Source organism: Pseudarthrobacter sp. NPDC058196 (assembly GCF_042882685.1).
GTDB lineage: Bacteria > Actinomycetota > Actinomycetes > Actinomycetales > Micrococcaceae > Arthrobacter.
Genome location: NZ_JBHVVN010000012.1, coordinates 25,424 through 41,720, shown reverse-complemented (window position 1 = coordinate 41,720; position 16,297 = coordinate 25,424). Strand labels below are relative to the sequence as shown.

Genomic DNA, 16,297 nt, shown 5'->3' with positions numbered 1-16,297 from the left:
AGTAGCGTATAAATGGTTGGAGCGGGTATGGCATTGGCGCTGGGCCAATGGGGGGCCATCTCCGCCTGGCGCAGGGATAGCAATGGACGATCTTGGTGTAGCTGTGGTCATCGAAGATGACGCCGATGTGCGAAACCTCCTTGAAGGTGTTTTGACCCAGGCAGGCTTTGAAGTGCATACAGCTGATGATGGGCGGTCCGGGGTAGAGGTGGTCCGGAGCAAGCAGGCTAACGTTGTGACACTCGATATCGGGCTGCCGGACATTGACGGGTTCGAGGTCCTGCGGCGGATCCGGACGTTCAGCAATGCCTACGTGGTGATGCTGACGGGGAGGACTGAGGAACCGGACCTCTTGTCGGCATTGAACACAGGGGCTGATGACTACATCGCCAAGCCGTTCAGGCCCAGGGAACTCCGCGCCCGGGTGGCGGCAATGATGCGCAGGCCACGCCAGGAGGAAAACGGGCTGCGCCCGTCACCCGCCACGTGGGGACAGGCCGCGGCTCCTGCCGCCGGTCCCGCAGAGTCCGGAGTCCTCCAGCACAACGGGCTTCGACTGGACCACCGGACGCGTACCGTGGAAGTCAAGGGTGAGCCGCTGGGCCTGACGCGCAGCGAATTCGACCTGCTCCATGTGCTGCTGAAGGGCGGCGGCGCCGTGTGTAGCAGGGCCGACCTGGTGCGGGCGGTCCGTGGGGAGTTCTACGACCACGACACGTACATCAGCGAAGCCGACGAGCGCGCCGTCGAAGTCCATGTGGGAAACCTGCGGCGCAAGCTCAACGAGGACCAGCTGTCGCCGCGCTGGCTGCAGACGGTCCGCGGGGTGGGGTACAGGCTTGCGCCCCGGCGGCCCGACGACGCCTGACCGGACAGCTACCCCTGTTCGAGGATGAAGGTTGACTGGAGCTCGGACACCGTCCGCGCGCCGTCATGGGCAACGCCGGCCATCATGGCCTGCCCCTGGACGAAGTCGCCTTGCCGGATCAGGGCTTCGAGGACCTCGGCGAGTTTGGCCAGCCGGATACCGCCCACCATGGCGGAACTGATTTTGAGGCTGATCACCGCGTCCAGGGCTGAGGCCTCGTCCTGGCTGTCCACTGCAGTTCCGAGCCGGGCCAGGCGCGTGTCCCACATTGCGGCGTAGTCCCGGGCGAAGCGCCGGGCCAGTCCTGACCCTGCGAGTTCGTCGTCGAGTTCATCCAGCACGGTTGCATCAACCAAAGGCAAGAGCGCCGCCGCCTTCAGCGAATGGACCGCACCAGCGGCCGGAATCGATGGCGGCGCGATCCCGGCCGGCGGGAAATCCGCAGCGGGGCTGTTTCCGCTGGGACCGGGATCGGGATTGTGCATTGTCCAAGGCTACTTCCTGGAAATCCTTCGGTGTCCTGTTTCGGATGATTCTGTGTAAACCTTGAGGCAACCTTGCCGCCATGCTGAGCAACCCTACTGGCCGGTAAAGGTGGCGATTGTATTGATAACCGCCGGTCCCAAAATGGCAATAAAGAGGACCGGAAAAATGAAAAACAACAGCGGGAAAAGGATCATAACGGGCAGTTTCATGGCCTTTTCTTCGGCCCGTTGGCGCCGCTTGACGCGCATTACCTTGGCCTGGACGCGCAGTACCCGGCTGATGGCGATTCCATACGTGTCGGCCTGAACCACTGCCTGCACGAAGCTGCGCAGTTCGGGAATGCTGGTCCGCTCCGCCAGGGCGATGTAGGACTCCCGGCGGCTGCGCCCCACCTGCATGTCCTGCAGGGTGCGCACCAGTTCCTCGGCAAGGGGGCCTTTGCCGTTCTCACCGGCCCGTGCCATGGCGCCTTCGAAGCCCAGCCCCGCTTCCACCGAAATGAGCATCTGGTCCAGGGTATTGGCCAGTTCCAGCTGCATGGCCTTCTGCCGTTCCTGGCCTTTGCTGTACAGCAGGAGGTCCGGGATGAAGTAGCCGAGAACCAGGACGAAAAGCCCCGCCAGCTTCATCAGCGGACTGCTTCCCACTGCCGCCAGGTAGCCGCCCATGGCCACCCCGGCCAGGCCGAGCGCCAGCTTGGACGCCATCACCTTTCCCAGTGGCATGGATGCAGGCCGGCCGGACAGGGCCAGGAGCCGGTCAAGGAAGGCGACGTAGGCGGGGGGAGTCAGGCGCCTGCCCAACGCTTCGAGAAGTCCCGGGCCTGTCCCGGCAGGGGCGGCGGCAACGGGCGGCGCCCCGCGCGAGAGCAGTTCGGTGGCGGCTACCCGGCCCTGCTTGTCCACGGTCAGGACGGACCATGTCAATGCGGCCAGGGGCAGGCAGACCAGCAGGATCGAGAGCACGACGATCAGGTTCATGGCTTCCTCAGAACTTCAGGTCGATAATCTTGCGCATCCACAGCGAGCCAATGGTCATCAGGACGAACGAGGCTCCGATCATCACCCAGCCCAGGGGGTGGGTGAACATCGAATTCATGTAGTTGGGGCTGACGGCCAGCAGCATGGCCACGATGCCGAACGGCATGGCGATGAGGATGTACGCCGAAAACTTGCCTTCGGCGGCCAGTGCCTTGATGTGGCCCTTGATCTCCGCGCGCTCGCGGATGGTCTCGTTCACCTGGTCCAGCACCTCCGCCAAGTTGCCGCCTACCTCCCGGTTGATCTGGATGGCCTGCGAGATCCATACGAAGTCCTCGTTCTTCATCCGTTCCGCAGTGTCGTTGAGGGCGGCCAGCAGGTCGCGGCCCAGGCTGGTCTCGGTGATCACTCGCCGCATCTCTTCCGACGTCGGTTTCTGTGATTCCGTGGCAGCGGCATCGATGGCGCGCAGGATGCTGTGACCGGCCCGCAGGCCGCCGGAGAGCAGTTGCAGAGTGTCGCCGAGCTGGCTGTCGAAAGCGGCACGGCGCTTGCCGGCCAGGAACCCGAGGACGATCTTGCCGACGAACGGTGCCAGCAGGGCAAGGAGCAGCCCCATTAGGGGTCCAACGGTAACAATGCCAACGAGCATGCCCACGCAGGCGCCGATGCCCACGAGCAGGAAGAATTCAGCCTGGCTGAGGCGCAGGCCCGCGTTCTCCAGCTCTGCACGGGAGAAGAGCTTGACGTTCCGGCCACCCAGCAGCCGCTCGAAGGACCTGACCCCTGACAGCGCCAGCCGGGTGATGGAGGATGCCGGCTCGGGTTCGAAGGGACGGCGTCGGTCCAGCGGCACCGTGGGGGCGCTTGGCAGGAGGACGGCCACGCCGAGCAGGCAGATGGATGCCAGGAGGATGACGGCTCCGATGCCGATGACCATGGCGGCGTCCCTACTTCGCGCCCGGGGTGAGCGGTCCGGCGAACACTCCCGGCGAGACGTGGATGCCCAGGTCCTCGAAGCGGTCGATGAACCGGGGCCGGATGCCGGTGGCCACTGGCTTGCCCAAGAAACGGCCGTGAGCGTCCACGCCTGCGGAGTAGTCGAAAACGAAGGCATCCTGGAGGGTGACGATGTCGCCTTCCATCCCTTGGACCTCGGTGACGTGGGTGATGCGGCGGGACCCGTCGCGGAGCCTGGAGATCTGGACGATCAGGTTCACGGCGGAGGCGATCTGTTCACGGATGGCGCGCAGCGGAAGGTCCATGCCAGCCATCAGGACCAGGGTTTCGAGGCGGGCCACAGCGTCGCGGGGGGAGTTGGAGTGCACCGTGGACAGCGAGCCGTCGTGGCCGGTGTTCATGGCCTGGAGCATATCCAGCGATTCGCCGCCGCGGACCTCGCCCACCACGATCCGGTCCGGACGCATACGGAGGGAGTTCCGGAGGAGCTCACGGATGGTCACCTCGCCCTTGCCTTCCGTGTTGGGCGGACGGCTTTCCAGCCTCACCACGTGGTCCTGCTGGATCTGCAGTTCCACGGCATCCTCGATGGTGACAATGCGTTCGTCATGCGGCAGGAAGGAGGACAGCACGTTGAGGAGGGTGGTTTTGCCCGTGCCCGTACCCCCGGAGACGATGATGTTGAGCTTTGCCTTAACACAGGCATTCAGCAGCTCGGCCATCTCCGGGGTCAGGGTGCCAAAGTTTATGAGGTTTTGAACGGTCAGCGGAGTCTTGCTGAACTTACGGATGGTAAGCGACGAGCCGCCCACGGCCAGCGGCGGGATGACGGCGTTGACACGGGATCCGTCTTCCAGGCGCGCGTCCACCAGGGGGGACGACTCGTCGATGCGGCGGCCCACCTTGGACACGATCCGTTCGATGACCTTGCGCAGGTGCTCTTCGGAGCTGAAGCGGGACTCGGACAGGGTCAGCTTTCCCTTGCGTTCCACGTAGATCTGGTCCATCCGGTTGACCATGATTTCCGTGACGGCGGGATCGTCCAGCAGGCGCTGGAGGGGACCGTAGCCCAGCACGTCGTCGGCAACATCCTGGACCAGGCGGGTGCGCTCCTCCGGCGTCAGCGGCACCTGCTCGGCGTCGATGATACTGGTGAGTTCCTTTTTAGCGGTGCTCCGCAGTTCCTGCTCGGTGACGGCGGCGTCGTTGAAGCGCGTGCCCATCCGCTCGAAAAGTGCGGTGGCGGCCCGAAGCTTCATGGCTGCGAAGACATCCACGCCCGGCGCCTTGGGCACAAAGGAGGTGCCGGCTTCGTGCGTTGAATGCGCGACGGCGGTGTGGGCAGGAAGGCGCTTTTCCGAACCTTCGGCGGGGGTAGGCGCAGCCGCCGGAAGCGGAGGCTCAAGCAGCGCGGTGGCAGCCGGCGCGAGGGTGCGGCCCTGGGCCGCGTTGATGCGTTCGGAGAGTTTCATCAGATAACCACCCTTCGGTGAAGCTTCCGCTGCGCCTGCGCGCGCCAGGCCGGGTTGAATCGCTCCACCAGCTGGCGGAGGCTTTTGACGGCAGGGTCCTTCTTGGAGTCCTGCAGGACGGGGATGCCGCGGTTGGTGGACAGTGCCACCGCGCGGGACCGGGGGACGCTGACGTCAACCGGGGCGCCGATGGTGGCTTCGACGTCCTGCACGTTCAAGCCGGCTTTGGCGTCCGCCATGTTCAGGACCACGTGCCGGGATTCTGGCATGATTTCGAGTTGGCGGAGGACCTCAAGGCCGGAGCGGAGGCCGCGCAGGCTGGGGATGTCCATGGCGCTGACCCAGACAACGTCGGTGCACTGCTCCATGGCGGCGAGGCCGATTTCGGGCATCCCGGGGGCCGTGTCAACTACCACGTACTGGAACTCCTGGGCGAGCTGTTCGAGCAGGCGGGTGACCTGGTCAGGGGTGATGTGGTCCGCGTCCACAGGGTTGGGCGGGGCACATATGGCGTAGATTCCGGCCGGGTGCACGGTGAGGAAGGCCTTGAGGACCAGGGAGTCCTGGGCTGCCGCGGGGGTGACGGCATCGGTGACTGTGTGTTCGGGGTTGAGGTAGAGGCCGGAGGCGACGTCGCCGAACTGCAGGTCCAAGTCCACGATGACCACGCTCATGGGGGCGATTCGGCCCAGGCCAATGGCGATGTTCGTGGCCAGGGTGGTCTTGCCCACGCCGCCCTTGGGAGAGAAGACGCCGATGACCAGGCCCTTGGCGCCGTTCTCTACATGCGCTGATTCGGGCGTGCGGTTGCGGGTGGCGAAGGACTGGCATGCACGTTCGAGCAGCACCCTAATTTCGGCGGCGTCGGCGTGCGGGCTGAGGATGTCCCGGATGCCCGCGCGCATGGCGTGCAGCAAGCCTCCGGGGTCCACGTCGCTGACCAGGACCAGGCTGAGCCCGGGAAGCTGGACGTCGAAGACCTTGGCGAACCGGAGTGCTTCCTCATAGGGGACGTCCGGGCCGATGATCAACACCTCCGGCTGTTCCTGGTTGAGGAGGGAGAACAGTTCCGCCGGGCCTGCCGGGAGGATATCGCTCGAGATGGTCTGGACGGTGCCGCGCAGGCCGTTGGCGACGGCGGCGCGCAGCTTCTGGTCGAAGTCGCCGTTGGGGGACAAGAGGACGAAGCGGCTCACTTGTACACATTGTCCTTCCTGGCGATGAAGCCGCCGTTATCCTGGGCGTCGAGGGGTTCCTTGGTGAGCCACAGGCTGCCGTTGAGGGTGGTGTAAATGATCTTGCTTGCGTCTACGTCGCTCACGGCCACGGTCACCATGAACGAGCCTTGGGGGAGGGTGGTGTCCTGCGGGTTTGTGCCGTCGGTAGGCTTGGCGGTTGGTTGCGCGGCACGCTGGACCGCCGTGACGAGGACCTTGCGCAGCGAGAGTTGGGTGGTGGGCTCGCCGGGTTTGCTCTTGTCCGCGCCGGCCGGGAAGCTGAATCCGATGGCAACATGGTCTCCGGCCTCAAGGCGGCCACCGACCACCATCTTCGGTTCCAGCTCGAAGGTGACTTCCTGGAGCCCGGCCGGCACCTTGGCTGCGCTGCTGCTCTTGGCATCCTGAGGGGCGACGAGGCGTTCGGCGAGGAGCTGTTCTCCGGGGACGAGGTCAACTGCGGCGACTTTGCCCGCAGAGTCGTCGAGGGACGTCAGTGCTGTTGGTGCGACACCTGCCGCCGGGACGTCCTGGATGACGAGCGAGGCTGCCATGGCGTTCACCTGGGTTCCGGCGGGGATGGCCTTTTCGACCACCAGCACCTTTTTGGGGCTGGTAGTGGCCATCGCCCGAGCGTCCGCGCCGTTCGCGTAGACGATGATGAGGAGGGCTCCCACAAGCGCCAGGGCGACGGCGGCCGTTCCGGCGAGCATGCGAGACTTCACTTTGAACTCCGTGGTTTGGGTGGGGATTGTCAGAGGGTAAGCCGGGCAACGGATGCACCGAAATCCGGAGCGTTGCCGAGTTCAAAGCCTTGGGCGAGGGAAACGAATTTCACGAAATAGCCCCGTATCGTTTTGTTGGCCACCTTTGCACCTGCCGTCCAACCAATGCTTGCGAACTGGTAACCCGTCACGTGGAATGCCGCGAAGCCTTTGACGTAGTACTTTCCGCTGGAGCCTGTTCCGGTAGCGACGTCATATAGCGGCAGCAAAACGGTTTGGTTGTTCATTTGATTGAAGTCAGACTGGCTACAGGAATACGGAACGCTTGCCCCTGTGTCGCTGGAAAACCAGATCCCGGAGTTGTTGGACGCCCCTGCAGTTGCAGTTATGGCACACTTCGCTGAAGTCGTTTGAATCCAGCCGAACCCCCCTGGGATGCCGCCGCATCCATTGACGGACTGCTCTAGAACCTGTTCGGTGCCCGCCGTCGAACCGGCGAGCATGTCCAACTTGCAGTAGGCGATTGCTAACGGCAGGATTACCGGTCCTCTGGATGGGGTTCCCCACGTGGCAGAAGAGGTTGCCATTATCTTCTCGCTGCCGATCCCCAGCGCGCGCGCGAAGTAGAGCGAGACCGAGTCCTGCGGTGCGCCGTCTTGTTTTGCCGACGTCATCACACTGACTGTTCGCGCGGTCTTGTCCAGCTGAATGGAATAGACGTTACTTTTCCCGTCCAGTGCATTCTGATTTGCCAGACTGGCGGCAAGTGTAGAAGAAGTTGAACATAGTGGATCCGTCAAATTGACGCCGCACTTCTGAGCTAGGGCCAGCGCAGATGCATCTGCACCACTTTGCAGCTGCGCCCGTTCAGAGTAGATCAGGCCCACGTCGACGGAGATAGCCACGAAGCCAAGAAGAGTAACCAGGAGGATGGCGACGATGACGCTGACGGCCCCGCCTTCGCCGCTCTGGGTTGTGGTGATCGGTCTGTCCGTCCCTAGCCGCCGCACAGCATGACTCCCTTGCCGGTCATAGGAAACGGCCCGGCGATTCCCGTGATGGTGGAGAGCGTGTACTGGACCGTGACTGTTACTTGAGTACCCGTGCTGCACGTGGTTGGGCTTACGGTAACGGCGGACGACGGAATGGTGGAGCTGACCGACGCGGCTGCGGTCTGAACGGCGCTCGCTGCTGCGGTCGGATTGTTGTTGATTGCCATAACGCGGACGCCATCGCGTGCTGCGTTCGTTAGGGTGATCTGGGTGTTGTAGGCCCTGCCAAACTCGATTGTGCCCAGCACAAGCATCAAGAGGAGGGGCAGCAGAATCGCGAATTCAACGGCGGCTGCGCCGCGTTCCGGGTCGCGTTTCATCTGCTGCACCTCCTCTTGGATTGCTTGTTTCCGCCGGGCAGAGTGCCGCCGTTTGGCTATGGGGTTCGGAACGGCGGCCGTGTGTTATGGGGTCGGGACAGTGGTGCTGGCCGGGTGGGCGATGTCGCTCGTGACGTTGGTGAACATCGTCTGGAGCTGGCCGCCAAGGGTGCTGACGGCGACGATGATAACGACTGCGATGAGGGCGACCATGATGCCGTATTCAACGGCGGTTGCGCCCTTTTCGCTGCGAAGGCGAACCGAGAGGTTTGTGTAGAGAGAAAGCATGTTGACTCCTGAGCGAGACGGATTGGCTGGCCCTGCACCAGCACTGAAATGAAGTTAGCAACGGGTTTTGCCGTCTTGACCGGATCTTGCAACATCCTGCGCAAAGCCTTTATTTGTTGTCCGCGCCCTGCGCTTTTGCGGTGCCTTTACTGGGCTTGCGGTGGGATTCAGGGACGTCGAAACACAAAAACGGACCCCCTCGGTTCTGGGTGCCGAGGGGGTCCGGACTATGGAGCGCAAGCTGCGCTTTGGGTAGAAGGATCAGGGGATTCCCAGAGCCGAGCTCAACGTTGTCGCCAGATTCTGGTAGTGGAGGTTCAGGGCCTGACCAAAAGCGGTGATGCCGATAACCAGGGCCATTGCAAGGAATGCGACCAATATCCCGTATTCGGTGGCCGTCGCTCCGCGTTGGTCCATCATCAACATACGCAGAGAGGCGGCGCGTCGGTTTAGAAAGCCAGGGATCCAATTCAACATGGCTGCCCCCTAGGAGAAAACTGCCATGATCTGAAGGACAGCAGGCCCGAGCAAAATGATGAAGAGCGTCGGAAGGATGAAGAAGATCAGCGGAAAGAGCATCTTGACCGGCATCTTCATGGCGTGTTCTTCGGCCATCTGCCTGCGCTTGATGCGCATGTCTTTCGCCTGTGCCTTCAACACGCCGGCAATAGCTATGCCGTAGGTATCGGCCTGGACCACGGCCCGAACGAATGTCCGCACTGCGGGGACATCAACTCGTTCCGAGAGAGCCAAGTATGCCTCTTTGCGGGAGCGCCCCACCTGAATGTCCTGAAGGGTCCGGATAAGTTCATCCGCAAGGGGGCCCCTGCCATTCTCCCCGGCACGTCCCATGGCCGTTTCAAATCCGAGGCCCGCCTGAACCGAAATCAGCATTTGGTCCAAGGCATTCGGGAGCTCCAACCTGATTGCTTCCCGGCGCTTTTGGGCAAAGTTCCGCAAGAGGATGTCGGGAAGGAAATAGGCCAGTGCGACGATGACAAAGGCAATGAAGAACCTCCCCGCCGAGGGTGAGCCCATGAAGACCAAAAGGCCCAGGAGTGCGCCGCCGAAAGCCAGCATTGGCTTGATCATGAGGATCCGGGCAAGCGGCCATTGTTTTGGCCGCCCCGCGCCTGACAATTGCTTGTCAAGCCAGGCCTCGTAGCCGCGGGGTGTAATCCGCTTGGACAGGCTCGAGAATTGTTGGCTGATGTTGAGCGACTGTGATGCCTGTGCGGAGCGGCCGCCCAGATTGGCCTTGATGCGACGCAGGGCAGTCCGGTCGCCTGTGAAAGACAACCAAACCATGCCCGATATCGGCACGACAATGGCCAATATTGCTGCTAATGCGATGGGTTGCATGTCATCCCCCTAGTACTTCGGTTTGATGATTCGGCTGAGCCAGAGACCGCCGACGGACAAGAGGATGATCGCCGCGCCCAACATCGCGAATCCGATGAATGTCGTGGTGAAGACCCGCGAGTAGGTTGGGTTGAACAGCACGAGGCCGATGAACATCAGGATCGGCAAGGCCATGAGGACCAATGCCGAGATACGCCCTTCTGCGCTGAGTGCCCTGACTTGGCCTTTGACTTGGTTTCGGTCGCGGATTGTCTCACCAACGTGGTCCAGAACTTCCGCCAGGTCCCCACCCACTTCACGGTGGATCTCAATGGCTTGTGCTATCCAGTAAAAGTCCTCGCTTGCAGTCCTCCGAGAGACATCCGCCATCGATTCACCCAAATCGCGGCCGATCCTGGTTTCGTTGACGATTCGAGTGAGCTCCGCAGCCATCGGCCCATCATTTTCCTGCGCTGCAGCGTCGATGGCCCTCAAGAGGCTGTGGCCCGCCCTAAGACCGCCGGAGAACATTTGCAGTGTGTCCGGGACCTGAGCGTCGAACGCCTTTCTGCGCCGGGAAATAAGGAAGTTTAGGCCCAGATAAAGGAGGAAAGGCGTGACAATGAAGGCCAGGATGCTCATGCCGAGGCCTCCGAGGAGGAAAGCGGCGACCGTTGTCACCAAAGTGATTGTTCCTGCTATCAGGAGGTAGTCCCCGGGCTCCTTGTTTAGGCCTGCCTGCTCCAACTTGTCGCGGTTGAAGATCGAGGTGGGGCGCTTCCTAAGGCCGCGATTCAAGGCACCCACAGCTTGATTGGTCAGGCGTGTCAGGCTGGAGGATTGTTGCGCGATCTCAGGGCGTCGCCTGGAAAGGGGGACGCCCGGGCGTCCCTTCCAAACGAATACGAAAAGTAGCGCGAGCGACGTGTAGACCAGGAACAGGCCCGTCATGAAGAGGGCGACTGGCATGGACGGCGTCATGGCTATCTACCTCGGCCCGTTTCAGCGCCAAAGATGTGCGGTGAAACCTTGATGCCAAGGTCGGCGAACCGGTCAGTGAACCGTGGCCGAACTCCGGTTGGCACTGGCTTACCGAGGAACCTTCCGTTCGAGTCAACTCCCGCAGCAAAATCGAAGATAAACGCATCCTGGAGGGTGACGATATCGCCCTCCATGCCCTGCACTTCGGTAATGTGCGTCACGCGCCGGGTGCCGTCTCGCAGCCTGGAGATGTGAACAATGAGGTTCACCGCGGAGGCAACCTGCTCGCGTACTGCGCGGAGCGGCAGATCCATCCCCGCCATCAATACCAGGGTCTCCAGGCGGGCTATGGCATCTCGGGGCGAGTTCGCGTGGACTGTGGAGAGGGAGCCGTCGTGGCCGGTGTTCATGGCCTGCAGCATGTCAAGGCATTCGCCGCCGCGCACTTCGCCGACCACGATGCGATCGGGCCGCATGCGGAGCGAGTTTCGCACGAGGTCGCGAATGGCAATCTCGCCTTTTCCTTCAATGTTCGCGGGCCGGCTTTCCAGCCTCACCACATGGTCCTGCTGAAGTTGGAGTTCCACCGCGTCCTCAATCGTGACGATGCGGTCCGATGGGGGAATGAAGGAAGACAACGCATTGAGAAGCGTCGTCTTGCCGGTGCCTGTACCGCCCGAAACGATGATGTTCATCCTGGCCAGGACGCACGCTTGAAGCAATTCGGCCATCTCGGGGGAGAGGCTGCCGAACGCGATGAGCTTCTGGACCGTCAGGGCGTCACCGCCGAACTTTCGGATAGTCAGCGCGGGGCCGTTGACAGCAAGCGGCGGGATGATCGCATTAACACGCGATCCGTCTGCCAGACGTGCATCAACGAGAGGAGAGGACTCGTCGATGCGCCGTCCAACCTTCGACACGATGCGCTCGATCACCCTCCTCAGTGCGTCGTCGGACGCGAACTTGGTGTCCGTCAACGTCAACTTGCCGGCCCGTTCCACATAAACCTGGTCGAAACGATTGACCATCACTTCCGTGACGGACGGATCGTCCAGGAATCGCTGGATCGGACCATGGCCAAGCACGTCATCGATAATTTCGCGGATAAGGCGTTGGCGCTCGGACGAAGTCAGAGGAACCTGTTCCTCGTCGACGACGACCTTCAGCTCGTCCTTGACGAATTGGTGTAGCTCGCTCTCTTCGAGGGAGGAATCCGTGATGCGGGCACCAAGCCGTTCGTAGAGGGCCGTACTGGCGCGCTCTTTGAGTGCGCTCAAAGCGCCACTTGCCGCAGCCGCAGTGGGGCTCAGCTCGATGACCTCGGCCGCTTGCGCTGTTTCGGCGGTCTTGACGTCATGGATGCGGCCCAACGTGGCTGGTTCAGCCGCCTCCTTGGCAAGCGCAAACGGATCTTGCTTTTCTTCGACGACTGCCAAGCTCGGCTCGGTGCCCCTTGCCTTTTCAAGCCTGCGTGAGAGGTTCACTGGACTACCGCCCTTCTGTGCAACTTCTTGTGTGGTCTTGCTTCCCAATTGGGTTCGAATCGCTTCACCAGTTGCCGGAGACCTTTTTGCGCAGGATCCCGGCTGCCGTCCTGCAGGAGCGGGATCCCTTTGTTGGTTGAGAACGGAAGGGTCCGCGAGCGGGGGAGCACCACATCTACCGGGGCCCCGATGGTGGCTTCAACATCCTGGAGCGTCAGCCCGCTGCGGCGGTCTGCCATGTTGAGGACTACGTGGCGGACTTCCGGCAAGAGGTTCAGTTCGGAGAGAATCTGGTTTCCGGAGCGAAGGCCCCGAATGCTTGGAACATCCATGCCGCAGATCCAAACGGCGTCCGAAGCCAGGTCAAGCGTCGCCAGGACATGCTCACCGAGCCCCGGCGCCGTATCAACAACCACGTACTGAAACTCCTGCCGCAGCTGGGATAGCAAGTGACTGACGTTGTCTCCCGTGATCCGGTCCATTTCCACCGGGTTTTTTGGGGCGCACAGGGCATATATGCCGGCAGGGTGCACGGTCAGATACGTCTTGAGAACCATGGAGTCCTGGCTCGCGGCACCGACAACGGCGTCCGTGATGGTGTGGTCAGGTTCCAGCATCAGCCCGCTGGCGACGTCTCCAAACTGCAGATCCAGGTCCACGATGACCACCCCCATTGGAGCGATCTTTCCAAGCCCCACAGCCAGGTTCGTGGCCACGGTAGTCTTGCCGACCCCTCCCTTGGGGGAGATGACGGCGATGATTCGGCCCCCCGCGGCGTGCTCATGATGCTCAGAGCTGCTCGGGGACAGGCCGCGCCGCCGTCCGGCTGAGGCAAGGCTTGCCCGCTCGACGATGATGCGGATGTGATCCACTTCTGCGGCCGGATCCAAGAGATCCCGGATGCCGGCCCGCATGGCCTGGATCGCCACTTCGGAGGATTCGTCGGTTACCAGGATCATGCTGATCTCCGGATACTGCAGATCCATCACGGCCGCGAACTTGAGCGTCTCGTCGGCGGGGAGCCCGGGCCCGAGGATGAAAACTTCCGGAGGTTCGCCGAGGAGCTGCGTCAGGACTTCTTCTGGACCCTGGGGAAGATAGTCAGCCTGGAAGTATTGAAGGGTTCCCGGCATGGCTGCAGTGGCCAGACGAACTTTGCGCTCGAATTCCGTGTTTGGGGTGATCAGGACGAAGCGGCTCATCGGAATACCTTCGTCTTGTCCACGACACCGGTGGTGCCTTCTGTAGCACCGGTGGGCTCTTTCGACATGTAGATCTTGCCGAATTCTGCTGCGTAAACCAGGCGTTCGGCGTCAACCGAGTTCCGGGCGACTGTGATGAGGTAGTTCCCGTCGCTCTGTGCATTGCTGCCGGAGCTGAGTGATCCATCCGACTTTTGGGTCGAATCCTGCTGGGCCGGGCTGCCGTTGCTCAACTGGGTGGCGGTTACAAGTACCTTGTGGAACGTCAACTGGGTGCCTGCGGACTGCGTAGCCGTCTGCCCTGCCCCGTTGGTGGACGATTCGGTGAGGGAAATAAAGATGCCCACCGTGTCGCCGGCGGAGATCTTTCCGCCAACTACGCGTTCGATAGGGAGCTTGAGGGAGATCTCCTGCATTCCATCGGGAACGGCGACTCGTGACGGTCCAAGGAACGATTCCTTTTCCACGAGACGGCTCGACAACAGTTGCTCGCCGGGAACCAGGGCAACGGCTGTGACCTTCGAGCCCAGGGAGTTCAGATCGGTCACGCTGTCAGCGGTGAGCGCTGACTTGGGGAGCGGCTTCTTGGCCACCGACCCTCCCAAATCGCTGACTGCTGTTCCTGCAGGAACGGCGGACTGAACCACGAAGACTTCCGAGGTCTCGGTTCCGGCCATGGCACGGGCATCCGCGCTCTGTACGTATGTAATAAGAAGGACGGTGCCGGTTATCGCGATGACTAGCGCGGCGATGCCTCCCAGTAGGCGTGCTTTCACTTTCTTCCCCTTAGTTGTTGCTTTACTTGATCAGCCCGATGACAATGACGTTGCCATTGGGTGTGGTGGAACCTCCGGTGAAGAGGTTGGGGTCCGCGGAGTATCCGACGAACGTTCCGTAAAGACCCTTTTGACTCCCGGTGAAAACGTTGGTTGGGTCATATTTGGCCTGACCAGTAAAGTTCCATGCCTGGAGCTTGAACCCGGCCCACTTTTCGATGTAGTACTGCACGCTGGATCCATTGCATGAGCCGAACTGGGCTGCAGGCATTCCGGCGCAGGTGTACTTGTAGACCGGAAGCGCAACGGTGGAGTTGGCGAGCGACGGATTAAGCGCCGGGTTGAAGAGGTCGATGCAGCCGTTTGGAACGGCGGCTCCTGCGCTTGTCATGCTCCACTGCCCAACTTCGGCGGTAACCTTGCAATCCGTGGTGTTGTCAGGTTTCAGCCACGCGAAGCCGCCTGGAATGATCTGATTCGAGGGGTTGAGTCCATTGCAATCCTGGGCTCCTCCGCCCCCGCCTTGGGTGAGGATTTTGTGGGGCAGCCCGTCATCTGTGAATTCGCAGGTGGCGAAAGTCAACGGGAGGATGGAAATACCTTTAGTGACGTACTTCCACTTGGCCGTTGCTGTAGCGCCTACCGTCACTGGTGGAGCGTTAAGGGCGCTGGCAAACATCTTGGTCAGGAAGCCGGCATTGGTACTGCCATCTTTTGTAGACGTAGTCACGGAGACTTGGCCCGCGACTGAAAGATCAACTGACTGAACTGTCGACTGCGCGTCCAAGGAGTTGCTGTTGGCAAGTGACGAGGCAAGGGCAACAGCACTGGCTTGGGAGCAACCTGAGGCTGCGCAAAGATCCACCGCAGCCAGGGCCCCGGCGTCTGCGGCATTCTGCAACTGTGCCCGTTCCGCATATATCTGGCCTGTGTCCACCGCGAGGGCGCCCGCACCTAGAAGAACCAGCATCATCACTGCCACAAGAACACCAGCAGCGCCCCGCTCGCCGGCTTTGTTATCCGGATTCATCCGCCGCATCGCATGGCTCCTACTCCGGTGAGCCCGACTGAGGAGCCAAAGAGGCCTGTCATCGTTGGCGCGCTGTAGGTAATCGTTACCTTCATCGTGGTATCCGGTGTGCAGGCCGTGGGGGAGAAGGTGTAGCTGAACGGGCCGGTGAGACCCGGTGCCCCGGCTACCGCCGCGGCTTTGGCGTCGGTCTGGCTGTTCTTGACAGCCATGGTCCTAGCGGCCTCCCTGGCTGCCTGGGTCACGGAAATTTGGGCGTTGTAGGCGTTCGCGAACTCGACGATTCCTACGACTACGGACAGAAGGATGGGAGCCACCAGTGCAAACTCCACAGCTACTGCGCCGCGGCTCTTGTGTTCCGTGTTTGCTTTGCGGATCTTTTTCAACGGATCCCCCGAGGTTGATTGCGTTTTTCGGTTGTGCCGCGGTTGGTGCGCGGCACAACCGAAAGTGGGTTGGCTACCAGGTGCCGACTGTCGAGCCCAGGCTGGAGAACCAGGTGTTCAGCGCCGTGCCGAAGGCAGTGACGCCGATGATGATGAGGAGTGCGATGAATGCCACGAGGAGCGAATACTCTGTCGCGGTTGCACCCTTTTCCGGGGAGATGCGGTCCTTGCAGCCCGCAACAAAGGCGAGCACGGAGACCATGAATGAAGTCATTTCTGTCCCTAATGTCTTGTTTTGGCACGGTCGCTGATGCGCCGGCTGATCGCCCCAGGCGATCCCTGACTGGCAGCTTTGAAAGGTTCATCGCTGCCACGAAATGCGCCGCGCCTGCTGGACGGCAAAGACGCGGCGCACTCGGGAGGCTCCGACCTACCAGGTGCCGACCCGGGATCCCAGGCTGGAGAACCAGGTGTTAAGCGCACCGCCGAAGGCGGTGACGCCCACGATGATGAGCAGGGCGATGAAGGCCACGAGCAGCGAGTACTCGGTGGCGGTCGCGCCCTTTTCCGAGGAGAAGCGATCCTTGACGCCGGCAACGAATGCCATCATCGAGACCATGAGAGAAGTCATTTTATTGTCCTTAATTCGGTGAAATTGAAGTGATTTTTATTTCAACGAATTTCCAGCTGCCCCCATAAATCCTTAGCGGCTGGACTTCGCTAAGAAGA

Annotated in this window: 20 protein-coding genes; 1 reads left to right on the top strand and 19 read right to left on the bottom strand. The window is 61.7% G+C overall.

What is annotated here, in order from left to right:
* Positions 1-82 precede the first annotated feature (82 nt).
* Positions 83-868: a response regulator transcription factor gene (locus tag ACFVVC_RS17295; protein WP_387455982.1), complete on the top strand. Its 786-nt coding sequence runs from the start codon at positions 83-85 to the stop codon at positions 866-868.
* A gap of 8 nt (positions 869-876) precedes the next feature.
* Here ACFVVC_RS17295 and ACFVVC_RS17290 read toward each other — a convergent pair whose 3' ends face one another.
* The 19 genes from ACFVVC_RS17290 to ACFVVC_RS17200 all read right to left on the bottom strand — a co-directional run bounded on the left by ACFVVC_RS17290 (position 877) and on the right by ACFVVC_RS17200 (position 16,199).
* Entirely contained in the window at positions 877-1,353 is a 477-nt protein-coding gene (locus ACFVVC_RS17290; protein WP_387455979.1) for an Hpt domain-containing protein, read from the bottom strand.
* Between the two features lie 93 nt (positions 1,354-1,446).
* On the bottom strand, positions 1,447-2,334 hold the full coding sequence (locus ACFVVC_RS17285; protein ID WP_387455976.1) for a type II secretion system F family protein: 888 nt from the start codon (positions 2,332-2,334) through the stop codon (positions 1,447-1,449).
* Between the two features lie 7 nt (positions 2,335-2,341).
* Entirely contained in the window at positions 2,342-3,274 is a 933-nt protein-coding gene (locus ACFVVC_RS17280; RefSeq protein WP_387455973.1) for a type II secretion system F family protein, read from the bottom strand.
* 10 nt (positions 3,275-3,284) lie between these two features.
* Complete coding sequence (locus ACFVVC_RS17275; RefSeq protein WP_387455970.1) at positions 3,285-4,766, bottom strand: CpaF family protein; 1,482 nt, start codon at positions 4,764-4,766, stop codon at positions 3,285-3,287.
* Positions 4,766-5,962, bottom strand: a complete 1,197-nt coding sequence (locus ACFVVC_RS17270; protein ID WP_387455967.1) for a CpaE family protein — start codon at positions 5,960-5,962, stop codon at positions 4,766-4,768. Before ACFVVC_RS17270 ends, ACFVVC_RS17275 begins: the two co-directional genes overlap by 1 nt.
* The gene (locus tag ACFVVC_RS17265) at positions 5,959-6,708 is read right to left on the bottom strand and encodes a Flp pilus assembly protein CpaB (RefSeq protein WP_387455964.1); all 750 of its coding nucleotides are present in this window, start codon (positions 6,706-6,708) and stop codon (positions 5,959-5,961) included. Before ACFVVC_RS17265 ends, ACFVVC_RS17270 begins: the two co-directional genes overlap by 4 nt.
* Positions 6,709-6,737: 29 nt before the next feature.
* A complete protein-coding gene (locus ACFVVC_RS17260; protein WP_387455961.1) occupies positions 6,738-7,718 on the bottom strand; it encodes a pilus assembly protein TadG-related protein in 981 nt (326 codons plus the stop codon).
* The gene (locus ACFVVC_RS17255; RefSeq protein ID WP_387455958.1) at positions 7,706-8,080 is read right to left on the bottom strand and encodes a TadE/TadG family type IV pilus assembly protein; all 375 of its coding nucleotides are present in this window, start codon (positions 8,078-8,080) and stop codon (positions 7,706-7,708) included. The genes ACFVVC_RS17260 and ACFVVC_RS17255 overlap by 13 nt, the downstream gene beginning before the upstream one ends.
* 84 nt (positions 8,081-8,164) lie before the next feature.
* Positions 8,165-8,368: a Flp family type IVb pilin gene (locus tag ACFVVC_RS17250; protein ID WP_387455955.1), complete on the bottom strand. Its 204-nt coding sequence runs from the start codon at positions 8,366-8,368 to the stop codon at positions 8,165-8,167.
* A gap of 261 nt (positions 8,369-8,629) precedes the next feature.
* Positions 8,630-8,785, bottom strand: a complete 156-nt coding sequence (locus ACFVVC_RS17245) for a Flp family type IVb pilin (RefSeq protein WP_269208826.1) — start codon at positions 8,783-8,785, stop codon at positions 8,630-8,632.
* A 69-nt stretch (positions 8,786-8,854) separates the two neighbouring features.
* A complete protein-coding gene (locus tag ACFVVC_RS17240; protein ID WP_387455952.1) occupies positions 8,855-9,730 on the bottom strand; it encodes a type II secretion system F family protein in 876 nt (291 codons plus the stop codon).
* A gap of 9 nt (positions 9,731-9,739) precedes the next feature.
* Positions 9,740-10,690, bottom strand: coding sequence for a type II secretion system F family protein (locus tag ACFVVC_RS17235; RefSeq protein ID WP_387455949.1), 951 nt, complete (start codon positions 10,688-10,690; stop codon positions 9,740-9,742).
* Between the two features lie 2 nt (positions 10,691-10,692).
* Entirely contained in the window at positions 10,693-12,174 is a 1,482-nt protein-coding gene (locus ACFVVC_RS17230) for a CpaF family protein (protein WP_387455946.1), read from the bottom strand.
* A complete protein-coding gene (locus tag ACFVVC_RS17225) occupies positions 12,171-13,376 on the bottom strand; it encodes a CpaE family protein (RefSeq protein ID WP_387455943.1) in 1,206 nt (401 codons plus the stop codon). Before ACFVVC_RS17225 ends, ACFVVC_RS17230 begins: the two co-directional genes overlap by 4 nt.
* Entirely contained in the window at positions 13,373-14,152 is a 780-nt protein-coding gene (locus tag ACFVVC_RS17220; RefSeq protein WP_240617676.1) for a Flp pilus assembly protein CpaB, read from the bottom strand. Before ACFVVC_RS17220 ends, ACFVVC_RS17225 begins: the two co-directional genes overlap by 4 nt.
* A 22-nt stretch (positions 14,153-14,174) precedes the next feature.
* The gene (locus tag ACFVVC_RS17215; RefSeq protein WP_387455940.1) at positions 14,175-15,191 is read right to left on the bottom strand and encodes a pilus assembly protein TadG-related protein; all 1,017 of its coding nucleotides are present in this window, start codon (positions 15,189-15,191) and stop codon (positions 14,175-14,177) included.
* On the bottom strand, positions 15,179-15,514 hold the full coding sequence (locus ACFVVC_RS17210; RefSeq protein WP_387455937.1) for a TadE family protein: 336 nt from the start codon (positions 15,512-15,514) through the stop codon (positions 15,179-15,181). The genes ACFVVC_RS17215 and ACFVVC_RS17210 overlap by 13 nt, the downstream gene beginning before the upstream one ends.
* Before the next feature lie 127 nt (positions 15,515-15,641).
* A complete protein-coding gene (locus tag ACFVVC_RS17205) occupies positions 15,642-15,842 on the bottom strand; it encodes a Flp family type IVb pilin (RefSeq protein WP_387455934.1) in 201 nt (66 codons plus the stop codon).
* 156 nt (positions 15,843-15,998) lie between these two features.
* Positions 15,999-16,199, bottom strand: a complete 201-nt coding sequence (locus ACFVVC_RS17200) for a Flp family type IVb pilin (protein WP_109044378.1) — start codon at positions 16,197-16,199, stop codon at positions 15,999-16,001.
* Positions 16,200-16,297: the final 98 nt, after the last annotated feature.

What these genes read in the sequence shown, in the direction of transcription:
- ACFVVC_RS17295 (WP_387455982.1), top strand. Translation starts at nt 83, where the DNA reads ATGGACGATCTTGGTGTAGCTGTGGTCATCGAAGATGACGCCGATGTG.
- ACFVVC_RS17290 (WP_387455979.1), bottom strand. Translation starts at nt 1,353, where the DNA reads ATGCACAATCCCGATCCCGGTCCCAGCGGAAACAGCCCCGCTGCGGAT.
- ACFVVC_RS17285 (WP_387455976.1), bottom strand. Translation starts at nt 2,334, where the DNA reads ATGAACCTGATCGTCGTGCTCTCGATCCTGCTGGTCTGCCTGCCCCTG.
- ACFVVC_RS17280 (WP_387455973.1), bottom strand. Translation starts at nt 3,274, where the DNA reads ATGGTCATCGGCATCGGAGCCGTCATCCTCCTGGCATCCATCTGCCTG.
- ACFVVC_RS17275 (WP_387455970.1), bottom strand. Translation starts at nt 4,766, where the DNA reads ATGAAACTCTCCGAACGCATCAACGCGGCCCAGGGCCGCACCCTCGCG.
- ACFVVC_RS17255 (WP_387455958.1), bottom strand. Translation starts at nt 8,080, where the DNA reads ATGAAACGCGACCCGGAACGCGGCGCAGCCGCCGTTGAATTCGCGATT.
- ACFVVC_RS17250 (WP_387455955.1), bottom strand. Translation starts at nt 8,368, where the DNA reads ATGCTTTCTCTCTACACAAACCTCTCGGTTCGCCTTCGCAGCGAAAAG.
- ACFVVC_RS17245 (WP_269208826.1), bottom strand. Translation starts at nt 8,785, where the DNA reads ATGGACCAACGCGGAGCGACGGCCACCGAATACGGGATATTGGTCGCA.
- ACFVVC_RS17240 (WP_387455952.1), bottom strand. Translation starts at nt 9,730, where the DNA reads ATGCAACCCATCGCATTAGCAGCAATATTGGCCATTGTCGTGCCGATA.
- ACFVVC_RS17235 (WP_387455949.1), bottom strand. Translation starts at nt 10,690, where the DNA reads ATGACGCCGTCCATGCCAGTCGCCCTCTTCATGACGGGCCTGTTCCTG.
- ACFVVC_RS17225 (WP_387455943.1), bottom strand. Translation starts at nt 13,376, where the DNA reads ATGAGCCGCTTCGTCCTGATCACCCCAAACACGGAATTCGAGCGCAAA.
- ACFVVC_RS17215 (WP_387455940.1), bottom strand. Translation starts at nt 15,191, where the DNA reads ATGCGGCGGATGAATCCGGATAACAAAGCCGGCGAGCGGGGCGCTGCT.
- ACFVVC_RS17205 (WP_387455934.1), bottom strand. Translation starts at nt 15,842, where the DNA reads ATGACTTCATTCATGGTCTCCGTGCTCGCCTTTGTTGCGGGCTGCAAG.
- ACFVVC_RS17200 (WP_109044378.1), bottom strand. Translation starts at nt 16,199, where the DNA reads ATGACTTCTCTCATGGTCTCGATGATGGCATTCGTTGCCGGCGTCAAG.